A 21,482-nucleotide genomic window follows, 5' to 3' on the forward strand; every position below is an offset into this window, starting at 1 on the left:
ACCTCTTCTGCTTATTCAAACTCATCAAAGTCAATCGACTTTGGCAATTTTTTTTCCTGAGGGCGAGCGTTTTTTTGAATTCGTTCTACCTCATCATTCAAGTCTGGAAAATACATATCAAGTCGCGCTAGAATTGTTTTAAACATTTCGCCTATCGCAATGGTATTGTCATTTAATCCGTGCACAACGTTATTGTTAGCCATGATTAAATCGTCGAGATAAGTATGCAATATTTTTGCTGCGCTATCTTCTTCAATCTGACGCGCATAGTTAGTTATCAATTCCCTCAACAAGTCATTTGATGTAACGCCCTCCTGTTTGGCACGTTTTTCGATTACGTCTAATACGTCTGGATTCAATCCACGTATATCTTTTCTAACTGTATCCATGAAAACTCCTAAATATATTTTGATAACTGGGAACAGGTTAAGGGGGAATGGCGGTACGCAGTACCTTAGCCCCGCCGTGCGGGCATTCCAGTGGCGGTAAGCAATTTCTAAAGTTAAACCTTTTTTAAACCCTCGTTTAACCCTTTTTAAACCTTTATTTGATTGAAAAAAAATAGCCCAATAGGGAAATCTTTGAACTATTTAGAATTACAAATCGGTTGGTTTTGGCAGCAATGATTTGCCTTCCTGAACCTGCTTTTTAGTCTTTTGATATTGACTAATATTTGTCTTAGCACGTTGAATATTTTTTTGTGCATCACTGATTTGTGTTCGTATTTGTGTAATGGCATCACGTGCATTATCAATGCTAGTTTGTATATCTGAGTCATCAGACTGGGCGAGTATTTTTTGGTACTTTTTGATGGAAGATTGTTGTTGATCAATGGCTTTTTGATATTCAACAATCGCGTTCGTATTCTTGGAAATCAGTTTTTGTTGTGCCGCTATTTTAGCTCCACTTTCGATAACTTCAAGTTCCTTTTGGCTGGCAAATGTTAGCGTATTTGATTTAGATACTTTGTCACGATTGATGATGAATTTGCCACTTGCCGTATTTGTATCTGTTGCCGTTTTCTTCGTACTTGAGCTTTCAGCACTAACACTACTTGGCGCTTCGACTGTGGCAGTATTTATGCTTTTATCATGAGCTGTTAGTGTTACAGCATTGAAGTTATGACTCAAGTTTTTAAATTGGACCACAAGTGTATTATTTGAAGTTGGCACGACACGCCCAGTAACTTGATTGCCACCATGATCGGTCATAGCAGTGAATTTAATTTTGCTAATATCAACCAAATCTTGATCAGAAACAGCTCCGTCAGAAATTGTATAATGCAGTTCCAAAACACCATTATTTTTATTAAAAACACTTTTTGTTAGACTAGCGGTTTTGTTCAAAGAGCCAAATGAAACTGGTGTGTTTAACTCCGTACTTGGCAAATTTGAAGGTCGAGGTGTAATGTTAACCATCACGGTTGTACTAAAAGCGATCAGGATAAACAGACCAAATATTGCAATTAAATTGCGCCGCTGATGTTCCAAAAACCAAGTACCGAAGCGACTAAATCTTTGAAAGATATTTCTAAATTTATCAGCTAATGTGATTATTGCAGTCATTGTCCTACCCCTCTACATACTCATATGCATTGCTGTTAAAGTCAGGATATGGTGGCAAATCCTTATCTGTCACTTCGCTATTTTTACTGTCAGCAAGCTGTGTTTGAACAACAAGAGTTTTTGATGACTGATTAGATTTATAGATGCGGAATTGTGTCACTTGATTTTGCATCGCATAAATTTTTTGACCAGTATTTTTATCGGTGTAGTTGTGATTGCGCATCACAAATTCAACCTCAACTACTTGACCAACATCAGTCACATAATCATGAATCAATTCTGCTGTTTTGTTAAAAGCAACATAATCAATGTAAGTTGCTTTGCCATCTTTTAAATCATTAATGGCTAATTTAAAGTAGGCAATCTTGGTTTTATTTTCACCTCTTACAGTGAAGTTAACTTCACGAACTAAACGTCCTACGTGGTGATTAATTTGCATAATAATTTCTCCTTTTTTGATCCAGTAAACTAATAATCGGGGTTAATTGGTTAGTTAAATAGTCTTGGATATTATTTGGTAGTTTAAACACGGGGATTTGGTTACCAGCTTCAGAATAATGAATGCCTTTCAGGACTGTACAACCGACATAATGATTACCTAAGCAATCGTCAAACAGCTCACCTTTGACTTTCATTTCATTTGGTTTTAAGCAGACAAAGGCTTGTTTTTTTGTTGGTTGAACGAGATTATTTTTTAATTCCCTAACGAGAATGACGACGTATTTAGTTTGTTGCAGTTCATGTAAACTTTGCTCATCCAACAGCGTTAATTGTCTGACTTTCATAATCTCTCCCTTTTGGTCTTGCAGCTTCATGAAATGGTAAGTGATAGCGTTCCATGATTTTTTTTATAGCCTTAAATGATTGATAAGAGGTACGGTATAACCTCACTGCGCCATCACTTTCTAATTCGTGATTTTCAATTGCTTTAATCACTTTTCGGCTGAGTTCACCTGATGAGTTAGCCACAAAAAGTATGTCTGCATTGAAAAAGTCTACTGCAATAAATACGTTGTATTGGTTTGCCATTATATCTCTCCTCTCTCCAATTTAAAGTTAAAAGCCTGATACCGATTGACTTGTTGTGATCGCAATTTTCAAACGATTGTCAAAACCACTAGCAAAATATTTACCATATTGGCTGATATCAATCAGATGGTCACGCATGTAATCTACTTGTTTGAACCCAGTGTTTAAAAGCAACTGTTTTATGGCAACCTCACCTTGTAATTGCTTTTGCAAAGTCAAAACAGAATTACCTTTTTCAAGTTCGGTTATCAAAAAGTGATAACCACGTTCAAGAGCGCGGACGACAATTTCTGCTTGTTGAGGTTCATTCAAAAGTAAATCAGGAATCAAGCCTTGGACTACATTTCTTAATTCAGGATTGTTTTGAATGATTTTGCCGATTGCGATAAATGATTGTTGAGCTTTTTTTGAATTAGCATTTACTTCATCCTCATCAAAAGAATTGGTTTCAGTTTCACTCAAATTAGTCTCACTACTCTCAGTCTCACTTGACTGTCGTTTTGACAGTTCTTGACCTGTCATTTTGGCAGTTCTTGACCTGTCATTTTGACAGTTCCGGAACTGTCGTTTTAACAGTTCCTTGTCCCCCAAGGGATTAGCCCTGTGGATAACTTCAATATCAGCATTTATGTTGCCAACGTAAAGTCTGTTTGGTTTATTTAACCCTTGTCGTTCTTCTTCAAGGAGACCAAAATCTGCTAGTTCTTTTTTCAAACTAATGACTTTTTTCTCGCCAACACTAAGGATTGTTTGCAGGTCACTGTTTTTGTAAATCAAGTAAACATCACCATTTTTATCAATCCAATTATTCTTAATGGACAACAAGAAACGATCACGCAGAATTGCATAAACCATTTTTGTTTCAAGTTTCATTTCGGCATAAAATTCATTTTCAAACAGTGCTTTTGGAATTTTATAGAATCGTTCATTAGTTTCGACTTGATCTCTACTAACCCGTTCCATTTTCCTGGGTGTATCTTGATCATTTATCATTAGCAGTCCCCTCTAATGTCGCAACAATTTCTTCAAATGGCACATCCATAATCTTGTAAAATTTGATGAATGTTGTCAGTTTCGGATTATAACTTGGATCGGTTTCAGCTTTTGAAATCGTCGCCGTTGATAGTTCCCCTTTTGATTTCACAGCTAATTCCAATTGTGTTAGTCTTTTTCTTTCCCGATAGGCTTTTACAATTGACCCAAAAGAATGTCTCATTTTGTTTCTTTCTCCCTTGTTTTAGTTGTCAATTTTCATTGATTTTATTACCAATAATTAACCGTCATGAAGACGGTTTCTTAACAACTTCTTAATATTTAGGCTGTTTTTAAGCAAAAAAAATAAGCCCACACAGGACTTATGAGCTTTTAAAATAACGAATGTTACAAATACGTTACTTTATTTCAAATTATTGACTTTGGATTTTTTTAAAAACGTGTAATCCCTTGTGCGCCAACGTATCAACAAGCCCCTGTTACGTTAGATTTTGCACTATACACTTCAATTGGTATGGGCGGATGTCAAGTTGAAAACCACATGTTTAATATTTTGGTAAACTACCGGTAACATGTATGTAAAACTAACGAAGATTATTTTTAAATCAAAGCACAACTTTTTCTAGAATATCATGATTTGGTTTAAAAGTAAACTGAACGTCCACGCTTTTGGAACGTCTATACAAAGGCTTTTAGCAATCTAATTACTCACTATTATATCAAATATTTCAACCGATTATACCGTTTTCAAATATTTATATTTTAAGCACAACAAAAAAAGACACATCTAGTGTCTAAAGTTCATTATTTATTTTATTGCTTTTTAATGCTTATTTTCGTTGTTTTGGCGTTCTTCAAGCATACGCTTTTTACGCTTTTCATAAGCCCTACGGTAACGTTGCATGGCTTTATATTCCTGTTCAAACACTACCATAGGTCTTTTGCCGTCTAGTGCTTGTCTAAGTGGCATCGCATTCATTTTTGAAGCCACTTCATCCATAATTACTTTTTCCTTAGTAAGACGTTTACTTTATTATTATACGAACAAATGTTCTTATACGCAATAGTTTACATCTTTAACGCTCTGATTTTTTAGGTTGCTATAATTATTTGAACCTTTTCAAATAAACACGATACAAATTAAGATTTGTATCGTGTTTAAAAAAACTATGCCGCCAAGATAACTTGTACTTTTATTGCTTAAATAATCTATTAAAAAGTTTTATTTTTCTAACAATGGTTTTATGCTTTCGTTTCTTAGTATTGAGTAAATACATGAATCACTCATGCCGGCGTTACTATAACTTCTCTGTCTTAGAATCCCTTCAAAAGTAAAGCCACATTTTTCTAGAACTTTTTTTGATTGTTGATTGCGAATATCACATTTAGCTTCAATACGTCGTACGTCAGTTGCGTGGAAAAGATAGTTAACTATATAATCTAGTGCCTCAGGAAGATACCCTTTCCCCCACCATGCTTTTCCTATAACATAGCCAATTTCAAACATTTTAATGCGGTTATCTTGGTGAACTACTGTTATAGTGCCAATGAGCGTATTGATACCTTTTATAACTATTCCCAAGTCATAGAAGTTATCTAACAAATATTTATTCTCTCGAATTTTAATGTTATCCCAAACATCTTCTAAATTCTTATGAGGTTCCCAAGTTAAAAAATGTGTTGAATCTGCATCAGAAGCCCAATTCTCAAACATTTGAGGCGCATCTGCCACACTAAGTGGTCTCAGGAATAATCTGTTCGTTTCAAGATAAGTTGTGCCTGATATTTTCATTGTACATTCTCATTTCTATAGAATTAGATTCTTTATCACTTTTACCAAATTGCGATTTGTTTGATATGATTTTGCTCTTTTCATATTTATATACCATAACAGACTTTATCATCATATTTAACACAATTGACTAAGGCAAAACGGCATACTTCAAAAATCATGGCCTTAATAATACTTTTTTTCGAATGCCTTCAACAAAATGCAAAGCTTCATAATCAATACCATTAACAAACGACCAGTTTAACGTATCAAAAACAATACTAGCGCCAATTTGTGCAACTAATTCTTGATAGTGTCCCTCTGTTGTTTCATTGAGATAGGCTAACCAATGATTATACAAAATTGTTTCGAATTTTTGTTTCAAATTATATTCGGGTTCATCAATCTGAAATAACGCTTGCAGAATGGGTTGCCTCGTAACCAATTCTTGATAAAAATGTAAAACGGTTGCCTCAAATTGACCAGAAATTAGTCCATTGAAACGTTTCTCCACAATTTCCGAAAATAATGACAGCTGCTGATCAACTAACTGTTTCAATAAATCATACTTATCTAAATAGTGTAAATAAAATGTTGACCGACTAGTCAATGCGCGTTTGCAAATATCGTTAACGGTGATTGATTGACAACTTTTTTCATTAAGCAAACTGACAAAAGCATTCTCAATATTTTGTTTGGTTTTAAAAATTCTAATATCCGACATAAATACTTTTCCTACTTTCTGTCTAATAATGGACATAGTATATAGAATTTGTCCATTACTAGACATTACTATGACTATTTGATAATTGTTGACAAGATTTTTATTTATTAAAATAACTATATCAAATAAGGAAAGAGGTTTAAACATGTTCTACGAATATATGAAGGCTAACCCGCAATGGAACCTACAAATCAATCGGCAACTCGAAGAGATAAAAGAAAGTCCAAAAGTAAAGAAAGATCTCGCTTATGCTATACCTCAACTAGAAAAAACTAAAGCTTGGGACAAAACTTGGTATAATTTGGCGATTATGCGAGAAAAAAACGAAGATTTCCCAATTGCTTGTGCTTATTTTGGACTTGCTCAGTTTTATCTCAGTTCCGACGACCAAAATAAATCATTGTTAGTTCACCGGTATTTGGGTAATTTTTACCGTTCACATACTGAAATTGATTACAAGAGTTATCAAGTACCTTACCAAGAAACATTTTTACCCGCAATTAAAGTCACTATCAACCCAAACGCAAACAAAACATTGATGATAATCAATGGATTTGATAGTTTTATGGAAGAATTATTAATCGCAGTTAACTTCTTCAAGGGGACAGACTATAACATTATCTTATTTGATGGACCTGGCCAAGGGCGTGCACTAATTGATAATGATATTAAATTTACCCCTTATTTTGAAAAGCCAGTGAGCGCAGTTATCGACTATTTCAACCTCAAAGAAGTCGACGCTATGGGCGTTTCTTGGGGCGGTTACTTTGTAGTGAGAGCAGCTGCATTTGAAAAAAGGATTAAGAACGTTGTTTGTTTTGATTTTTTCTATGATGGCCTCAATACTTTTTTAAAAGGATTTGATCAAATTATAAGAGAAAAGATACGCCATCTAATCATTGCGAAAGAAGCATTATCACTAAATGACTTAGTCTCGCCGCTACTGAGCCAGAATGATAATCTTAAATTTCTGTTCACAAAAGGATACGACAATACTGGCACCCATGATCCATATACTCTGCTCGCAGAAATTGAGAAGCATACCATAAAAAATATTGGTCATTTGGTTAATCAAAATGTCTTGTTATTAGCTGGCGAAGATGACCAGTACGTCCCCTTCAGTGATCTTGCTCTAGAGCAGCGAGAGTTATCTAACGCTAAAACTTTAGAAACAAAAGTATTTACAAAAGAAACAGGTGGTGAACAACATTGCCAGGCCGGTCGCTATGATTTAGCTCTTCAAGCAATTCAATCTTTCTTATTATCACACGCTGAATAGGCCTACGGCATAATATAAGCACGGTGGTTATTCTAAAAGATGTTGTTTTTGCTCGATTAAAAAGCGTTATTGATTAAAATAACGCTTTTTATGTTGCACACTTAATCTGGCTGTTGCCCATCATGGGCTAGCCATTGACAATCAGTCATTTCAAAATTTGTAAATATTGACTGAAATGATGAATTTTCAGGCGAACAAGCATAAATGCCAAAAGCTATTTCGTCGTCATCTTCTAACATATGAAATATTCTCATCTGTGTGAAATGATTACCATCAAAAGAACTCTCAATCAAATAGTCATTGTTTCTTCGGCTCATTCTATACCAAACCTCATAAATATCGCCTGCTACATTTGTCGTTGCCCAATCTGAGTAACCTTGATTAGTCACAACGCTTCCCAAGTGTTGCGTGACACCATCATCAAATTCTACTGCTGCCTTAAACCAATTTTGACTGTTCAAATACATGACTATCCCACATTGGTCAAAACGGTGATTACTATCAATAAAATTGGTTTTGACTGAAAAAGAAAAATACTTTTCTTTTGTACTAGTTAAAAATAATGGTGCGTTATCATTTTGAAAATGGTAGTAAGTTCGTTGCCACAAGTCTGTAAAAGGCAAAGAAACGATTTTGATATAATCATCTTTTATGTCAAATTCTTTGACATCTTGTGTCCAAGTAAAATTTTCCAACGCCAGTTTCATGAAACTACTCTCCTTTTTATTACAACCATAAAATTAACGTGATAACTGATGTTGCTTGTATTATACAGATGATAAGCATTATTGTCCTATGGCACTCGAATATAGTGTAACATTAGTCATTAAAACGGGCGCTCCAAGAAATTTTCGCAAATTATTGGAGCGCCTATTATTGTTACTTATTAATATTACTGTGATTGGATATACCAGATAATTAAATAAGGTGGGTACCCTTATCCACGTAAATTGTGTCTCCAACGATGCCACTAGCAAAGGGACTTAATAAGAAAGCCGCCGCATTGCCGACCTCTTCAATTGTAACGCCAACCCCATCAACAGTACGTTCGTCTGATATTTTAATTAAATCACCATGATTTTTAACACCAGTAACTGCTAATGTTTTAACTGCGCCAGCGGAAATAGCATTGACGCGAATAGCCTTATCAGCCAAATCACGTGCTAAGTATCGCACTGCTGATTCAAGCCCTGCCTTAGCAATTCCCATAACGTTGTAATTAGGTATTGCTCTTTCAGAACCCATATAAGTGAGTGTTACGATGGCACCATTTTCATTCATGATTTCATGACCATATTTAGCCGCAGCGATTAAGGAATAGACGCTGATATTTTGGGCTAATGAAAAGCTATCTAAAGTACCGTCGGTCACTTTATTGTCTAAATCACTCTTTTCAGCATAAGCGATGGCATGTACAATACCATCCACTTTACCAACTTTTTCAGCGATATTTGCAAAAGCAATTTCTATGTTTTCTGGCTTAGCAACATCACACTCAACTTTTAAAACTGAATCATCAACAAATCTATCTAGGCTGCGTTTCATTCGATCATTTTGATAAGTCAAAATGACTTGCCCCCCCTGATTAATAATTGCTTGCATACATCCAAAAGCCAAACTACTTTTATTTGCTACACCCATAATAATAATTTTTTTGTTATCTAACAGTCCCATACTTCGCGTACCTCAAATTTATATTTTATTAAACTATGCTCTAATTTAGTAAAATTGTCAACGAAACAATCTTAAAAGTAAGAATTAGTCTTAAGATTCTTCACCATGCTCTTGTGAAAGCAATCAAACAAATCGTGACATCAGGTTTAATCAATTAGGTAATAAATCGCCCAGTATCATCAAAATGATGCTTGAACGATCATTTTCAGCATTACAAGTCGAAGTGTTTAGTAGTAGTCTATAATTGCGTTGTGCTCTCACTTTACACATAAAATGTGTCATTTAAAATTGATATAATAGTAGCTGTGACTTACAATCTAAATATTATGAGCACTGAGGAGGCACTATGAATAAAGTTGTTAAATTACAATTTGTGACGAAAGCTGATTTGAAACAATGGTGGGAAAAAAGTTACGGTCCTGAAGCAGACCTAAAGTGGATGCAATTCAACGGGCCCTACTTTCAAGATCCCGTTCTAACTTGGGAAGCATTTTATGACCATCATCTGACAAGGTCAGTCAATAATCCGATGCGCAAACTGATCATCTATAATGGCACCATTGTAGGTGAATTATCAGCTTATTGGACAGATGGTACGCTAAAACAGTGGCTAGAGCTAGGTATCGTCCTTTTTGACTCTGATAGTTGGGGGCATGGTATTGGGACGGCCGCATTTAGACTATGGATTCAGGAAATGTTTGACCTATTTAGTTATTTACCTCATGTTGGTTTTACGACATGGTCAGGCAATAAAGGTATGCAAGTATTAGGTGAGAAGGTTGGTATGACAAAAGAAGGCGTTATTAGAAATGTCAGATATTGGAAAAGTGAGTATTACGATGCGATAAAATATGGCATATTGAGAAACGAAATTAAATAGTTTTAATACATCAATCTCACTTAGACTGCCATTGTGCTATTTTGATGGACATTGAAATTAGTAACAGTTATCCAAACTACCGCACTAGCTACTATGGGCGCCAGTTTGTTATATTTTTCTATTAATTTAATGCGCTTAAATAAGTTGGCAGTAAGACATCCTCAATTATTATCTGCACATCCTTTTGTTCAAGCGAGCCTCTAATTAGTATTTGGTATCTTATCCAATCAAATGGTAATAATTTTATTTCTTCTTTGAGGTTAACATATTTGATTTCACCTCTGGCCTGAGCTCTCTGAAGAATTTGTTCAATAGCTCTAATATCAACTTCTATTCCCTCATCAAGCACCTTTTTTAAGACATCTTGTTGTTGCTGACTCGATTCAATCATTATCCCGCCTGTACTGTAAACATCAAAAGTACGTATACTAACGATAAAACGATTTAATAATTGTTCTAGGTCTTCTTTCAGTGAGTGGCCTTGCCAAACGATTTCATCCATTTGTCCACTGTTTTCTGTTTTAATCTTATATTTTATAGCCGCAACTGCTAATTCAAATGGCGTGTCCCACCTTCTGTATAGGACGGATTTACTCGTTCCAGCTAATTCAGATACATGACCAAAATTCAATTTTAAGAAACCTTCTTTTTCCAATGCTTCAAGTGTGGCTTGATAAATAGCAGTTTCTAATTCTGTGCCACGTCGACGTTTATTAACCATGATAACTCACCCTTCAAATAAGATAATTTTAGTTTCTTATTGTTTTATTTCTCTACAAGTAGTATTATATCATTTATAGTAAGATACTAATATTATCTAATAGGAGAAAATGATGGCAACAGTAAAAATACCTAAATCTACCTTAATTGTCGCATGGGTGATTGTCTTTGGCGCTATGGCTCCCTTGTTGGATGCCACTATGATGAATATCGCTATTAATAGTTTAGTCAATGATTTTCATAATTCAGTCACCACTGTTCAATGGACGATTACGTGTTATATGTTAGCTACCGGTGCAGCAGTACCTTTTTCAAGTTGGCTACTAAATAAGTATGATGGCAAATATGTTTTCTTAGTTGGTGAACTGCTATTTAGTCTAGGATCAATCTTGGCAGCGATTTCCCCGAATATTCAATTTTTAATTGGTTCTCGACTGATACAAGGATTTGCTGGTGGCTTAATTATGCCGTTACTAACCACTTTATTAGTGCAAACTGCGGGAGCCGATGTTATGGGGCAAATGATGGCTACTGTAGGATTACCTATGATAATCGGGCCATTATTAGGGCCAATTATAGGTGGCTTTATTATAAAATATCTATCTTGGCGCTGGTTATTCTGGATAAATATTCCGGTTACTATCATTTCAATTATTTTAATTATGATTAAAATGCCCCATTACCGGCCACAAAATCAAACAGCAAAACTAGACTTTATTGGGACAACACTCATTATTATCACAACAATCACCATCATTTATGGTATTGTTGCTGCTACTCAAACTGCCAGTTTTTCCAATAAAACAACACTAACTTGTCTGTCAATTGGTTTTTTGAGCATTATTCTGTACATAATATGGGCGCTTCGGCTCGGTGATAAGGCAGTTATGCCACTCGAATTATTCAGTTTTTCCTCTTTTAACGGGTCAGTTATTGGCCTATTTATTGCAGGCACAGTTCTCAATGGTGCAATGCTATTGCTACCCCTATTTTTTCAAAATGTACGTGATATGACGATTACCGCGGCTGCTATATCCTTAGTACCACAAGGTATTGGTATGCTTATTTCTCGCCCTTTGACTGGCAGAATGACAGATAAGTTTGGTGCAAAATACGTCGTCGCAGTCAGTACGATAATTACCTTTATAAGCACTATGCCTTTTTATTGGATTAACCAATATACAAGTTATTGGATTATTGCTGCCTTACTGCTACTACGAGGCATAGGGACGGGTGGCATTTTAACACCATTAATGACCGATTCTTTCACAAATATGAGAAAAAAACAAATTGCTAATGCTACAGTAGGTTCACGTCTAATACAAAATATTGGTAGTGCTTTTGGTTCAGCCATTGTAACGACAGTGGTCACTGCTTTCTCAGCCAATCACGTCAAAAACTTCCAACAGCGATTAAAGGTTGGTGAATACCATATTAAACCTAATGAAATGGCTACTTTTGTCCATGAACATCTGTTAAATATCAGAGTTGAATCATTTCAAGTGGGATTTCTTGTTATTGCAATTGCGAGTCTACTTATTCTTCTCCCAACGCTACTACTGTCAAATAAAACGCAGCTAAAAAATAATAAAAGTATGTAATTCAAAGTCTGAGACATCTCATGCAAAAAGATATAAATACCCTTATAGAATATTGGTACATTGTGCTGCTAGTAGGCGCTTGGATTGCTTTTATCAGCACACTACTAACAAAAAAATATTTAAGTAGCCGTCGTTTGGGTGCTTTAAAAGTGTATGTTGCCCCAATACTACTTTTGCTTTTCGGACTTAACAAAATGACTCATTTTAAATATTTATTACCTACGATTATTCTTTTTGTATTTATGATTATACTATTTGGCTTTATTGGAGCGCATTGGTCTTACAAATTACAGCAGTTTTATTATTACAACAATAAAACCGAGATGGTTGGTGGTACTTATAGTATCTTTTTAATGCTAGCTAACATTTTTATAATGCTGCTATTAAGTTTTCATAGTTTTGTAAATCCAATAGCTTATCATTCTTTTCAGTACATGATAGTTTATGCTACTTTAGGAGGTTCGGTGAAAGGTCTTTTGATTGGCCAATCTGTTAACATGTGGTGGCATCTTAAAGCTTTAAAACTGAAAAAAAGTGATTAGTTTATTAGTTATGATAGACACAACCCAACAAATAAATTATTTACGCAAAAAAGGCAGTTATGCTATAATAAACGTATAGAAAAAGTCGCAGCATCAACTGCGACTCCTAGCAAACCCGTTTTAGACGGTGGCATCACTAATAATTCACTTAAATGATCATCAGCTGTGCGAAGCTAAGATGGTCATTTTTTTGTGCTGTTTTTGATCAACACAACAACTAAAGTAATTAACGCTAGGATAAACATCCCAAAGCTAATCATCAGCTGTAATGTATCCGGTACGGACACAAGGCCTCTCCTTTCCTAGAATCTGAGTTTACAGTTTTAACACCATAAGCACCACCTCCATTCAGGATAGCCACCATCTTAACTTGTTTGCTTTTAATAGTATATCATATATCAAAAAGGCATTCTAAAGACGTTATGGGCTCTTTAGAATGCTTTTTCTAATTTTTAAAAGCGATTGCTGTAATGTATTTTTATTCACTATTAGTCTAGCAAGTGATTCAAATTATTTAATAAGCAATAAACAAAAATGAGTAATGCTACGTTACTGTACTTTCTTTAAATTTAATCTTTGGAACATGTACATTAATACATTAAATAAATAATTGAATAGTCCAAAAAAATGCCTTGTCGTGTTGCTAAAAACGTGAGATGCAATTTTTGACTTTGAATATCCAGAACCTCGTTTTCCAGTAAATGACGACGGCGGGTGGCAATGAGAACATAACCACAAATACCATACGTTAAGAATAATATATTGATTGACATGTACCATATTAGAATATCTTGTACGTGCTTGTAGTTATCTAAACTGACAATTACAAAAACAATAACGTTACTAATTAAGGTATAGCAAAACAGTGCCATAAATCCGGTATTACCAATTTTATAGAGCTCCTGACGCCGATATTCGTCTAATACCCCTTGAACACCATAAAAGCGTTTGATTATTTTTGACGTTCTCAATCAAATTAATGGTTTGCCTAGCTACGCCAACGGCCTGTGCTAACTCATATTGTGACATTTTTTTGCTTTGTGGTACATTTTGATATGGTTCATGATGCTCTCCAATGTCCTTTATATATGACTAAACATTAATCACGTGATTTGTAACTACTTTTCTGAAATGCAGTAAGACAAACTAATCTGCGATAAACATCAAAAAAAGGCAATTGCTTGCCTGTTCTCGTTCTTTTAAATTCATACTGATGGCCATTAACATAATAGTTAATCGCAAGGTTTCATATATTATTATTCATGCTTAACCTGCTTTGCCACGTGCTGCTTCTTTTCCATATGTTTAATTGCCATTTCTAACATAAATTTTTGAACTGCGTTAGGTTGTTGTTCTGCGGCAATGTGCAGGCCATTGTTGAATTCAACCATTAGGTGCCATTTATGCCCATCTACAATTTCTTTTGGTGCAGCAGTTGGTAAAAATACACCAAGTTTTACTTTCATACCAGTTGTTGTTTGAGTCAACTGATGCATGCCAATTAGTTTTGTATCAATATTTAGTGATTTCAAGTACGTTTTCCCAGCCATCACTAAGCTAACATTGTGATCTGGTGCTATTGGATACTTAATATCCGAGTCTGGACGCAGATCTAAGTAAGATGGTTCTTTATACATCCCAAAGGTTTCAATAATTGTTTGCTCCCCTTTGCTATTGGCATCGAAATAATAGTGCTCTGGGTGAATTGTTGAAGGCAAATAGAGATTATTTTTCTTAGCAAGTAACTGATTAAACATCATAAATTGCACAAGAGAAATATTTTCTGTTTCAACTTCTACAATACCTGCTTGATATTTTTGAGGATTAGGCGATGCTAAAGCTATTTCACGCCACATGTCATTGCTTTCCTCGATTTCAGATTGAAATAAGGTTAGCATTTTTTGTTTGCCAATTTTTTCTCTAGTTTCTGCTAATGCCACTTTGGCATTTTCGAGTGGCAACTGAAGTAGCGATTCCAAATCTAGTATTTGATTATCTAAAGTTATGGGAATAGCCTTTGCATCAAATATTTTAAATACATGATGATACCTTTGTAATTCAACAGCTCTAATGTCTTCTTCTGTGACAACTTGTCCATCGAATCTAAAAGTAATTTTGTAGTTTGCCATAATGAATATCTCCTATACTTTCGATTTTTTACCAATTTTGAATAACAACATACCAACAACGACATAAGCTAATAATACAGTTAATGGGTATGCAATAGCATGTCCATTAAAGAAGGCAATGTTTCTTAGTAGTGTACCAGTTGCTCCTGGTGGTAGTAATTGCCCCAGCGCTCCCCAACCAGTTGGTAACATTTCTGGTGCGGAAGCTAATCCAGATAGAGGATTGCCCAACAATATTAGCAATACGGCTGCAATACCTAGTCCTGGATTACCCAAAACTTCTAATATACCAAGTACAAAGAACCCTGTTGCAGCAATGCCTAACATAGCCCCTAATGAAGTTAAGAAATAATTGCCATCAAATGTACCAATGCCATATTGAATAACAGCAACTAATCCCAGGCCCCCAATTACCGCAAAACTAATGACTGCGGCAAATTTTTGTCTTTTACCTTTAACCATGTTAGCAATAGCAACCGCCCCAATCCAACCACCAAGAGCAATTGGTAATGCCCCGGCTGCTAAACCAGTTCCCTTGGAATCAGCCTTTGGGAAAGCCCTGACTTCAACAATCTTAGCAGTTTTAGCATTCAACTGTGCGAGCTTCTGATTTAAAGCCTTAATTGTGTTAACGTCATTTGTTTTGCCAATTATCTGATTAATTTGTGCTGACCCAATAGCCTTTTGTTGTGTTACAACACTGTTTCCGATTTGCGTTAAAGCCTGTGCCACGGCAGCCGATGCTGCGGTAGCTTCGTAGACTGTTAAGTTTCCCGAAGCATCAAGTGATATGGCGCCATAAATATCACGCTTATTAATTTGCGCTTTTGCTTGGTACGCCGTCGCATATTCACTCACTTTGAATCCTTTGTTTCGTAATGGTTTTGCCATTTTCTGAAAAGTTTCATCGTTAGTGGCAATGATACCAATTGGCACACTATTAATGCCCGAATTAACTGCTGGTAGTGAAAAAGCTGTCATCATAATCGCTAGAACTGCAGTTAAGCCAATAGTTAAAGTCAATATGAATCGCCATGTAGATTTAGGTTTCATTTGTTATCCCCTTTTGTTTTCAATAAACAAATCATAGCAAAGGAGAAAAATAAAAAGAACCAACAATTTTCGAAAAGTGTCGGTTCTTATGCGATGATTCCTTTAAACATTATTGGTAATATGTGACTGACAATACCTGAAAATTCTTCTGGCGTCTCAACAAAATCTCGTTTTATCCAATTCTGAATTAAATTAACCATAACCCCATCAATGACAGCAAACGAATAAACTTCCGGTACAGTCATACGCTCGGGTATATCAGTTTGTAATAATAATTGTTCTGAAAAATTTGAGAAACGTGAAAAAAACAAACCATCTGATTTATCGCTGTAAAATAACTTAAATAAAGCTTTCTTGTCGTAAACACGATTTATGATAGTTTCAATTCTGCCCCTCACAATGTCCTGGTCGTTTAAGCTATATACATTAACTTCAGGCAAATCTTTCGTTAGTTCAGTTAATAAATTCACCTGTAAATGCGTGATTAAGTCTTCTTTATCTAAAAAATGTGCATAAAACGTTGAACGGTTAATTTGGCTATTAATAATTAATTGGCTGACAGTTATTTGTTTATAACCAACACTTTGAAGTAATTTTAAAAATTCGCTCACGATTCTTTTTTCGACCGTATCATAAATTATTGTATTTTTATTCGTTTTCATAATTTGAGTATATCAAATGATATCTTTTTTGTTCATCATAATATTAACTATCTTGCAAGGCATGTGGCTGTCCTTCACTTGTCAAAACGATTTGAACAGCCGGTCGATTTCTCATGCGATTACTAAATAGGCTTAAATTTTCTAAGTAGGCAAAATTGTCAATTTTTCGATGAAGTATGGTAAACCACTTTCTTCGAGTAAAATATGTGGGCTAACGAGCTAGCACCAGAAGCATAAAATAGGCACATAGATGCCTCTTCATTTCTAAATATATCGAAATACCATGTCAAAAAAACTACAATACCTGCAATAAATTTGGTAAATATTTTTGAAATGTTTGCTGCTTCAAAGATAAATACTTCATTTGTTTTATCTGTCTTTTTATATTTTGATTTATCGGCGTTAAGGGTTCACAGGCACAGCATGTTACATAACCATAATATTGACCTGCTTGATTACGTTTGGTTACAACTTACCGCCGGCATAGAATGCCGGTAATATAATTTCATCAACTAAAGTCGGAATATCTGGGCCAGTTGCATTATTCACCAAAATACTATGATAGCGCAGTATTTCAAATAAAAGTAACTGCACCTGTTCACTGGGTGCTTGATCTAATTCTTGATTTTCAATAGCGTGATTGCTTATTTTCGCCATAGTAGCTAAGTTAGAGCGACGAACTTGTGACATCAAACGTTTTGCAAGTAAAGAACCCTGGCTAAACTCTTGAACACTTGCGCGAACAAATTCATTATTAACATGTGAGCCATAGTTTTCATAATAATGACCAAGTGCAATTAAATCAGAGCGCAAACTGCCAGTATTAATCGCAATATCATACGGTGGTTCGCTAAACTCATTAGCTGTAATCGCATCATGAACCAACTCAAAAACACTATCCCAACGGCGATATAACACAGTTCGGCTAGTTTTTGCTTCTCGAGCAATTTGCGCGAAAGTCGTCTTGTTATAACCATCTCTTTCTAAAATACGCAAAGTTGTTTCATAAATTGTGTTTTCGAGTTGATCTCCTCGACGTCTTTTGTCTGCCATAGCGTTATTATAACACATTTAAGATACACAATGCACCTTTTGACCCTAAAAAAGCATTGCTTAACGATTAAATTAATCGTATTCTATTTAGTGTACGTTATGTACCTAATATAAAAAGGAGTGAAGTATGTCAGAAAAAAAAGATAATAAAGTCCCAAGTGCCTTAATGGCAATGGCTTGGGTTCTAGTTTTAGGGGGTCTTGCCCCCATGTTAGACGGAACAATGGTCAATATTGCTATCCCCCACTTGGTCAGTACTTTTCACACATCGCTATCTCACGTGCAGTGGATAGCAAGTGCTTACTTGCTCACCATGGGAATTGCGATTCCATTTTCAGGATGGCTATTAAACCACTTTAATGGTCGTTTGGCCTATCTATGGGCACAAATTATTTTCTTGATTGGCTCAATCGTAGCAGCATTGTCTCCTGATTTGAATTGGTTAATCGGTGCTCGAGTAGTACAAGGTTTTGGCGCTGGACTAGTTATTCCAATGCTTACAACACTACTTGTTCAGCAAGCTGGTGTCTACTTTAGAAAGTTAATGCTCATCGTTGCTTTACCAATGATGCTAGGGCCTATATTTGGACCAATTATTGGTGGCCTAATTATGAACTCAGTGTCATGGGAATGGATTTTTTGGGTGAACGTACCTGTCAGTGCATTAGCAATTATCGGTATTTTTTGGAAGTTACCTTCTATGCCTGCGCAAAATACTAAGAAACCATTTGATTTAATCGGGACTCTGCTATTCGGAGGGTTTGCTACATCTTTGATTTATGCTGTGGTTAAGGCTAATAAAACTTTATGGAATCAAGATACAAAGCCCTTTATTATATTGGGACTTGCCTTGTTTGTTGTCTATCTCATATGGGCCTATTTCCGTAAAGGAAATGCGGTTTTACCATTACATCTATTTGGTTTCAAATCATATGTTGGTGCCACGCTTGGCTTGATTTTAGCAGGCGTTGTTATGAATGGTACTTCGCTCTTGTTAACCACATATTTCCAATCGGCACGAGGATTCAGTGCTTTAAATGCTGCTTATGCATTAATTCCACAAGGTATCGGTATGTTTTTGGCTCGACCACTAACAGGAAAACTAATGGATAAGCTGGGTATGAAGAATTTAGTTTTCTGTAGTTTAGTATTAGTAGTTGGTGGTCTAGCCGCGCTAACAAAAGTAGATGAAACAACTAGTATGTGGTTAATCAGCGCCATCTTATTCATCAGTGGCATTGGGATTAATACAGTTTTCATGCCTTTAATGACAGATGCATATACTGGCATGCCAAAACAAGATGTCCCTGAAGCAACCATTGGTACCCGAATTTTTCAAAATGTCGGAGGTGCATATGGTACTTCCTTAGTGGCAATGCTAGTCGCGAGTCAATTGACTCACCTACTAACCACAAAACACATGACGTTTTCCCCACACGTCTATGCTCTAGCACTACAACACGGTTTCTTTTGGCTGGGTGTACTTGCCCTGGCAATTGTAATTCCTGGATTCTTATTGAGTGGTAAAGACAAGCATTAATAAAAGCACTTATACAAAATTATGGCTGCGTCAAATACAGCTAGATAATTGCGTATAAGTGCTTTTAAACGATAATACTGACTTAAAACATAATATTCAGAATCATTAGACGCTCTCACGAATCATCAAAGTTGACGGAATTATCAATTCTACTGGTAATTCTCGTTCGCCTACCAAGCGTTCGCGAGCTAAACGTAAGGCAGCCTTGCCCATTTCCTCAGCCTCTGGATGAACAGTAGTCAGAGACGGCGTTAAAAATCCAGCAACCTCAATATCATCAAAACTCACAATAGCAATATCTTCTGGGATTTTAAAACCAGCAGTTTGCAAACCACGATACAAGCCGATAGCAATCGGATCTGAAGCAGCAAAAATTGCAGTAGGGCGTGGGTTTTTGTTGAGAATAATTGGTACAACTTCCAATGCTTGCATAGTGTCCCAACCAACTAAAAAAGAAGATAAATTTTCTGTCAAGCCGTGGGTAGCCATCCACGTACGATAGACGCGGTGCCTGGGATCAATTCTTTCGTTAACGACCATACCGTGTTCATCGTATAACGCCACATCTGCCCCAACAAAGGCAATATTTCGGTGTCCTTTTGCAAATAAGTAGTCTAGTACCCGATAAGATTGGGCGGAAAAATCATTATGTACGGTATCGTAATTTGTTACAGGCTGATCATCGTCTACCATAACCACATGTGGGTTCAACGATTGGATTTTTGCAAGTAAAGTAGGGCTCACATTGCCAACAATAATGACTGCACCGTATTGCGATAATTGTTTCCAATTTTTTTTAGGTGCATCTAATCGAAATACCATATCAACTTTGATCTGCCAGCGCGTTGCGGCAACTTCAATGCCAGTCCTAATTGAACGAAAATATGGATCATTTAACTCGCGTTCCTCACTAAATGTACTGATTAACGCAATGGATAGTTTATCTGTGCTATGGTGAGCAGCAGTTCGGCGACCCGATTTTTTCAATTGATAATTTAATTTATTAGCCACCTCAATAACGCGTTGGCGCGTTTGTTCAGTAACTTGCAGTGTGTCATCTTGATTTAAAACACGTGACACAGTCGCAGGTGATAAGCCTGCTTGTCGAGCAACATCTCGAATACTTACCATAATTCACCTCATTGAGTATGATTATACGCTGTTTAGTAAACAAAATTCAAACAAAAAATAAGACAACACTTAAAGTATTGTCTTAAGAAGATTATTTTTGCGTATATGCATATATAATGGTGTGCGTTCGCTTTTCTCCAGCGGGCAAAAATGTATCACCTAATGCCCGTAAATTTTCACTATTTGGTGCCGTTTGTGCTTCAATAGCAACTGCTAATGATGGATGGCCATCCCCTCGATTCAGATTTTTTACGACCTGACTATCGAGTTGTCCCGCTGTAAAAATCACAGCCGCATTGCGATCTGAATAGATTGTTATTCGTCTACCAGAATGGCGATCTTCTAGGTAACCAATGGGTGTTGTCAAATCCGGTCTGACTAAAAAGACATCATCAAATCCACCTTCACTTGTCGTTTCCTGTAAACTATGGAGCGCCTGTCCAAAATCGGAATGATTTTTCAAATCAAACAAAGAGTCAGCATTGTCAATCAAACCACCAGTTGGTACCTTATCATGATTAACCGCTAAATGTTGCGTACTATTCAGCCACAAATCATGTTCTAAAACGGTCTGCTCTTCTTTATTTGCAAGATTAAAGTATGTGTGCACTGTTGGATTAAAGACACCGTCCGTGTCAAATTGTGTTCCGGTAAAGGTTATTATGACACGGTCATCGGCCGTTAGTTGATAGGTAACCGACACATCTAATGTGCCTGGAAAACCATCATCATCGGACGTCTGCTTGCGATAAAGTGTAACCGAATTATTGGACTCGTTAATTGTTACTTCAAAGAATTGTTCACCTAAACCTTGCGCACCGCCATGCAATGTATGACCATTTTCATTACTCGGAGTTGTAATCTGCTGCCCATTTTGTACCCACTGGCCATTTCTAATACGACCTGCCGTTCGACCAATCACACGATTAATATTATAATCAGCAAGTAAATTTTCTAATTTATCACTAGACAGCACCAAATTGACCCGTTCACCTGATGGTGTGGCAACTGAAAATTCTTGTAAAATGCCAGCAAAATTCAACACACCCAAACGCGTGTCGTTTTTATTCTGTAATGTATATTTGTAGACTTTTTGACCGTGATGTTGGCCAAAATCAGTGATTGTAATCATATTA

General features: G+C 36.0%; 25 protein-coding genes and 2 pseudogenes. 5 read left to right on the forward strand and 22 right to left on the reverse strand.

All coding sequences use genetic code 11. The features are described 5' to 3' along the window. Positions 1-11 precede the first annotated feature (11 nt). From FGL72_RS03885 to FGL72_RS03930, 10 genes and pseudogenes are all read right to left on the reverse strand, one after another. Positions 12-389, reverse strand: coding sequence for a hypothetical protein (locus FGL72_RS03885; protein WP_146992748.1), 378 nt, complete (start codon positions 387-389; stop codon positions 12-14). Positions 390-596: 207 nt separating this feature from the next. Continuing rightward, the gene (locus FGL72_RS03890) at positions 597-1,565 is read right to left on the reverse strand and encodes a hypothetical protein (protein ID WP_146992750.1); all 969 of its coding nucleotides are present in this window, start codon (positions 1,563-1,565) and stop codon (positions 597-599) included. Positions 1,566-1,569: 4 nt separating this feature from the next. After that, the gene (locus FGL72_RS03895; RefSeq protein WP_146992752.1) at positions 1,570-2,004 is read right to left on the reverse strand and encodes a single-stranded DNA-binding protein; all 435 of its coding nucleotides are present in this window, start codon (positions 2,002-2,004) and stop codon (positions 1,570-1,572) included. Beyond that, a complete protein-coding gene (locus FGL72_RS03900; RefSeq protein ID WP_146992755.1) occupies positions 1,994-2,350 on the reverse strand; it encodes a hypothetical protein in 357 nt (118 codons plus the stop codon). Before FGL72_RS03900 ends, FGL72_RS03895 begins: the two co-directional genes overlap by 11 nt. Further along, positions 2,319-2,594 carry a hypothetical protein gene (locus tag FGL72_RS03905; RefSeq protein WP_146992757.1) on the reverse strand — a complete coding sequence of 92 codons (276 nt, stop codon included), beginning with the start codon at positions 2,592-2,594 and terminating at the stop codon, positions 2,319-2,321. The genes FGL72_RS03900 and FGL72_RS03905 overlap by 32 nt, the downstream gene beginning before the upstream one ends. A 27-nt stretch (positions 2,595-2,621) precedes the next feature. Further along, entirely contained in the window at positions 2,622-3,587 is a 966-nt protein-coding gene (locus FGL72_RS03910; protein WP_146992759.1) for a replication initiator protein A, read from the reverse strand. Further along, entirely contained in the window at positions 3,577-3,810 is a 234-nt protein-coding gene (locus tag FGL72_RS03915; protein ID WP_146992761.1) for a helix-turn-helix transcriptional regulator, read from the reverse strand. Before FGL72_RS03915 ends, FGL72_RS03910 begins: the two co-directional genes overlap by 11 nt. A 600-nt stretch (positions 3,811-4,410) precedes the next feature. After that, a pseudogene (locus FGL72_RS03920) lies at positions 4,411-4,587 on the reverse strand (IS30 family transposase); the annotation flags it as partial. Between the two features lie 222 nt (positions 4,588-4,809). Then, on the reverse strand, positions 4,810-5,379 hold the full coding sequence (locus FGL72_RS03925; RefSeq protein WP_146992764.1) for a GNAT family N-acetyltransferase: 570 nt from the start codon (positions 5,377-5,379) through the stop codon (positions 4,810-4,812). 157 nt (positions 5,380-5,536) lie between these two features. After that, positions 5,537-6,082 carry a TetR/AcrR family transcriptional regulator gene (locus FGL72_RS03930; protein WP_012305158.1) on the reverse strand — a complete coding sequence of 182 codons (546 nt, stop codon included), beginning with the start codon at positions 6,080-6,082 and terminating at the stop codon, positions 5,537-5,539. A gap of 145 nt (positions 6,083-6,227) precedes the next feature. On the opposite strand from FGL72_RS03930, the gene FGL72_RS03935 reads away from it, so the two are divergent. Further along, on the forward strand, positions 6,228-7,361 hold the full coding sequence (locus FGL72_RS03935) for an alpha/beta fold hydrolase (protein WP_146992766.1): 1,134 nt from the start codon (positions 6,228-6,230) through the stop codon (positions 7,359-7,361). A 101-nt stretch (positions 7,362-7,462) separates the two neighbouring features. Here the strand turns inward: FGL72_RS03935 and FGL72_RS03940 are convergent, their stop codons facing one another. Both FGL72_RS03940 and fabI read right to left on the reverse strand, forming a co-directional pair. After that, on the reverse strand, positions 7,463-8,068 hold the full coding sequence (locus FGL72_RS03940; protein WP_133286144.1) for a DUF1349 domain-containing protein: 606 nt from the start codon (positions 8,066-8,068) through the stop codon (positions 7,463-7,465). A gap of 211 nt (positions 8,069-8,279) precedes the next feature. Continuing rightward, on the reverse strand, positions 8,280-9,035 hold the full coding sequence (gene fabI, locus FGL72_RS03945; RefSeq protein WP_004902875.1) for an enoyl-ACP reductase FabI: 756 nt from the start codon (positions 9,033-9,035) through the stop codon (positions 8,280-8,282). A gap of 346 nt (positions 9,036-9,381) precedes the next feature. On the opposite strand from fabI, the gene FGL72_RS03950 reads away from it, so the two are divergent. Further along, positions 9,382-9,915 (forward strand): GNAT family N-acetyltransferase, encoded by a 534-nt coding sequence (locus tag FGL72_RS03950; RefSeq protein WP_004905806.1) that lies wholly within the window; start codon positions 9,382-9,384, stop codon positions 9,913-9,915. A 121-nt stretch (positions 9,916-10,036) separates the two neighbouring features. Here the strand turns inward: FGL72_RS03950 and FGL72_RS03955 are convergent, their stop codons facing one another. Next, positions 10,037-10,636 carry a TetR/AcrR family transcriptional regulator gene (locus tag FGL72_RS03955; RefSeq protein WP_085699086.1) on the reverse strand — a complete coding sequence of 200 codons (600 nt, stop codon included), beginning with the start codon at positions 10,634-10,636 and terminating at the stop codon, positions 10,037-10,039. Positions 10,637-10,745: 109 nt separating this feature from the next. On the opposite strand from FGL72_RS03955, the gene FGL72_RS03960 reads away from it, so the two are divergent. Together FGL72_RS03960 and FGL72_RS03965 are read left to right on the forward strand one after the other, a co-directional pair. Continuing rightward, a complete protein-coding gene (locus FGL72_RS03960) occupies positions 10,746-12,236 on the forward strand; it encodes an MDR family MFS transporter (protein WP_040176906.1) in 1,491 nt (496 codons plus the stop codon). 20 nt (positions 12,237-12,256) lie between these two features. After that, complete coding sequence (locus tag FGL72_RS03965) at positions 12,257-12,778, forward strand: hypothetical protein (protein WP_085699084.1); 522 nt, start codon at positions 12,257-12,259, stop codon at positions 12,776-12,778. Positions 12,779-12,960: 182 nt separating this feature from the next. On the opposite strand, the gene FGL72_RS09715 is transcribed toward FGL72_RS03965, so the two are convergent. From FGL72_RS09715 to FGL72_RS04000, 7 genes and pseudogenes are all read right to left on the reverse strand, one after another. Continuing rightward, on the reverse strand, positions 12,961-13,038 hold the full coding sequence (locus FGL72_RS09715) for a putative holin-like toxin (RefSeq protein ID WP_370687704.1): 78 nt from the start codon (positions 13,036-13,038) through the stop codon (positions 12,961-12,963). 330 nt (positions 13,039-13,368) lie between these two features. Beyond that, on the reverse strand, positions 13,369-13,749 hold the full coding sequence (locus tag FGL72_RS03975; RefSeq protein ID WP_223246005.1) for a DUF3278 domain-containing protein: 381 nt from the start codon (positions 13,747-13,749) through the stop codon (positions 13,369-13,371). Then, positions 13,670-13,842: pseudogene (locus FGL72_RS03980) on the reverse strand (helix-turn-helix transcriptional regulator). The gene FGL72_RS03975 and the pseudogene FGL72_RS03980 overlap by 80 nt, the downstream one beginning before the upstream one ends. 192 nt (positions 13,843-14,034) lie before the next feature. Further along, a complete protein-coding gene (locus FGL72_RS03985; protein WP_085699082.1) occupies positions 14,035-14,907 on the reverse strand; it encodes a hypothetical protein in 873 nt (290 codons plus the stop codon). A gap of 12 nt (positions 14,908-14,919) precedes the next feature. Beyond that, positions 14,920-15,960 (reverse strand): ABC transporter permease, encoded by a 1,041-nt coding sequence (locus tag FGL72_RS03990; protein ID WP_085699080.1) that lies wholly within the window; start codon positions 15,958-15,960, stop codon positions 14,920-14,922. Positions 15,961-16,046: 86 nt separating this feature from the next. Next, positions 16,047-16,622, reverse strand: a complete 576-nt coding sequence (locus FGL72_RS03995) for a TetR/AcrR family transcriptional regulator (RefSeq protein ID WP_012305151.1) — start codon at positions 16,620-16,622, stop codon at positions 16,047-16,049. 465 nt (positions 16,623-17,087) lie between these two features. Further along, positions 17,088-17,675 (reverse strand): TetR/AcrR family transcriptional regulator, encoded by a 588-nt coding sequence (locus tag FGL72_RS04000; protein WP_085699078.1) that lies wholly within the window; start codon positions 17,673-17,675, stop codon positions 17,088-17,090. 127 nt (positions 17,676-17,802) lie between these two features. On the opposite strand from FGL72_RS04000, the gene FGL72_RS04005 reads away from it, so the two are divergent. After that, a complete protein-coding gene (locus FGL72_RS04005) occupies positions 17,803-19,215 on the forward strand; it encodes an MDR family MFS transporter (RefSeq protein WP_012305149.1) in 1,413 nt (470 codons plus the stop codon). A gap of 105 nt (positions 19,216-19,320) precedes the next feature. On the opposite strand, the gene FGL72_RS04010 is transcribed toward FGL72_RS04005, so the two are convergent. Both FGL72_RS04010 and FGL72_RS04015 read right to left on the reverse strand, forming a co-directional pair. Next, on the reverse strand, positions 19,321-20,346 hold the full coding sequence (locus FGL72_RS04010; RefSeq protein ID WP_004905817.1) for a LacI family DNA-binding transcriptional regulator: 1,026 nt from the start codon (positions 20,344-20,346) through the stop codon (positions 19,321-19,323). A 91-nt stretch (positions 20,347-20,437) separates the two neighbouring features. After that, positions 20,438-21,478, reverse strand: a complete 1,041-nt coding sequence (locus tag FGL72_RS04015; protein WP_085699076.1) for an aldose epimerase family protein — start codon at positions 21,476-21,478, stop codon at positions 20,438-20,440. Positions 21,479-21,482 lie beyond the last annotated feature (4 nt).

It is taken from the genome of Leuconostoc citreum, from assembly GCF_007954785.1.
Taxonomy (GTDB): Bacteria; Bacillota; Bacilli; order Lactobacillales; family Lactobacillaceae; genus Leuconostoc; species Leuconostoc citreum.

What these genes read in the sequence shown, in the direction of transcription:
- FGL72_RS03885 (WP_146992748.1), bottom strand. Translation starts at nt 389, where the DNA reads ATGGATACAGTTAGAAAAGATATACGTGGATTGAATCCAGACGTATTA.
- FGL72_RS03915 (WP_146992761.1), bottom strand. Translation starts at nt 3,810, where the DNA reads ATGAGACATTCTTTTGGGTCAATTGTAAAAGCCTATCGGGAAAGAAAA.
- FGL72_RS03985 (WP_085699082.1), bottom strand. Translation starts at nt 14,907, where the DNA reads ATGGCAAACTACAAAATTACTTTTAGATTCGATGGACAAGTTGTCACA.
- FGL72_RS03910 (WP_146992759.1), bottom strand. Translation starts at nt 3,587, where the DNA reads ATGATAAATGATCAAGATACACCCAGGAAAATGGAACGGGTTAGTAGA.
- FGL72_RS03895 (WP_146992752.1), bottom strand. Translation starts at nt 2,004, where the DNA reads ATGCAAATTAATCACCACGTAGGACGTTTAGTTCGTGAAGTTAACTTC.
- FGL72_RS04005 (WP_012305149.1), top strand. Translation starts at nt 17,803, where the DNA reads ATGTCAGAAAAAAAAGATAATAAAGTCCCAAGTGCCTTAATGGCAATG.
- FGL72_RS03955 (WP_085699086.1), bottom strand. Translation starts at nt 10,636, where the DNA reads ATGGTTAATAAACGTCGACGTGGCACAGAATTAGAAACTGCTATTTAT.
- FGL72_RS03905 (WP_146992757.1), bottom strand. Translation starts at nt 2,594, where the DNA reads ATGGCAAACCAATACAACGTATTTATTGCAGTAGACTTTTTCAATGCA.
- FGL72_RS04015 (WP_085699076.1), bottom strand. Translation starts at nt 21,478, where the DNA reads ATGATTACAATCACTGATTTTGGCCAACATCACGGTCAAAAAGTCTAC.
- FGL72_RS09715 (WP_370687704.1), bottom strand. Translation starts at nt 13,038, where the DNA reads ATGATTAGCTTTGGGATGTTTATCCTAGCGTTAATTACTTTAGTTGTT.
- fabI (WP_004902875.1), bottom strand. Translation starts at nt 9,035, where the DNA reads ATGGGACTGTTAGATAACAAAAAAATTATTATTATGGGTGTAGCAAAT.
- FGL72_RS03935 (WP_146992766.1), top strand. Translation starts at nt 6,228, where the DNA reads ATGTTCTACGAATATATGAAGGCTAACCCGCAATGGAACCTACAAATC.
- FGL72_RS03930 (WP_012305158.1), bottom strand. Translation starts at nt 6,082, where the DNA reads ATGTCGGATATTAGAATTTTTAAAACCAAACAAAATATTGAGAATGCT.
- FGL72_RS03990 (WP_085699080.1), bottom strand. Translation starts at nt 15,960, where the DNA reads ATGAAACCTAAATCTACATGGCGATTCATATTGACTTTAACTATTGGC.
- FGL72_RS04000 (WP_085699078.1), bottom strand. Translation starts at nt 17,675, where the DNA reads ATGGCAGACAAAAGACGTCGAGGAGATCAACTCGAAAACACAATTTAT.
- FGL72_RS03890 (WP_146992750.1), bottom strand. Translation starts at nt 1,565, where the DNA reads ATGACTGCAATAATCACATTAGCTGATAAATTTAGAAATATCTTTCAA.
- FGL72_RS03900 (WP_146992755.1), bottom strand. Translation starts at nt 2,350, where the DNA reads ATGAAAGTCAGACAATTAACGCTGTTGGATGAGCAAAGTTTACATGAA.
- FGL72_RS04010 (WP_004905817.1), bottom strand. Translation starts at nt 20,346, where the DNA reads ATGGTAAGTATTCGAGATGTTGCTCGACAAGCAGGCTTATCACCTGCG.
- FGL72_RS03965 (WP_085699084.1), top strand. Translation starts at nt 12,257, where the DNA reads ATGCAAAAAGATATAAATACCCTTATAGAATATTGGTACATTGTGCTG.
- FGL72_RS03940 (WP_133286144.1), bottom strand. Translation starts at nt 8,068, where the DNA reads ATGAAACTGGCGTTGGAAAATTTTACTTGGACACAAGATGTCAAAGAA.
- FGL72_RS03950 (WP_004905806.1), top strand. Translation starts at nt 9,382, where the DNA reads ATGAATAAAGTTGTTAAATTACAATTTGTGACGAAAGCTGATTTGAAA.
- FGL72_RS03995 (WP_012305151.1), bottom strand. Translation starts at nt 16,622, where the DNA reads ATGAAAACGAATAAAAATACAATAATTTATGATACGGTCGAAAAAAGA.
- FGL72_RS03925 (WP_146992764.1), bottom strand. Translation starts at nt 5,379, where the DNA reads ATGAAAATATCAGGCACAACTTATCTTGAAACGAACAGATTATTCCTG.
- FGL72_RS03960 (WP_040176906.1), top strand. Translation starts at nt 10,746, where the DNA reads ATGATGGCAACAGTAAAAATACCTAAATCTACCTTAATTGTCGCATGG.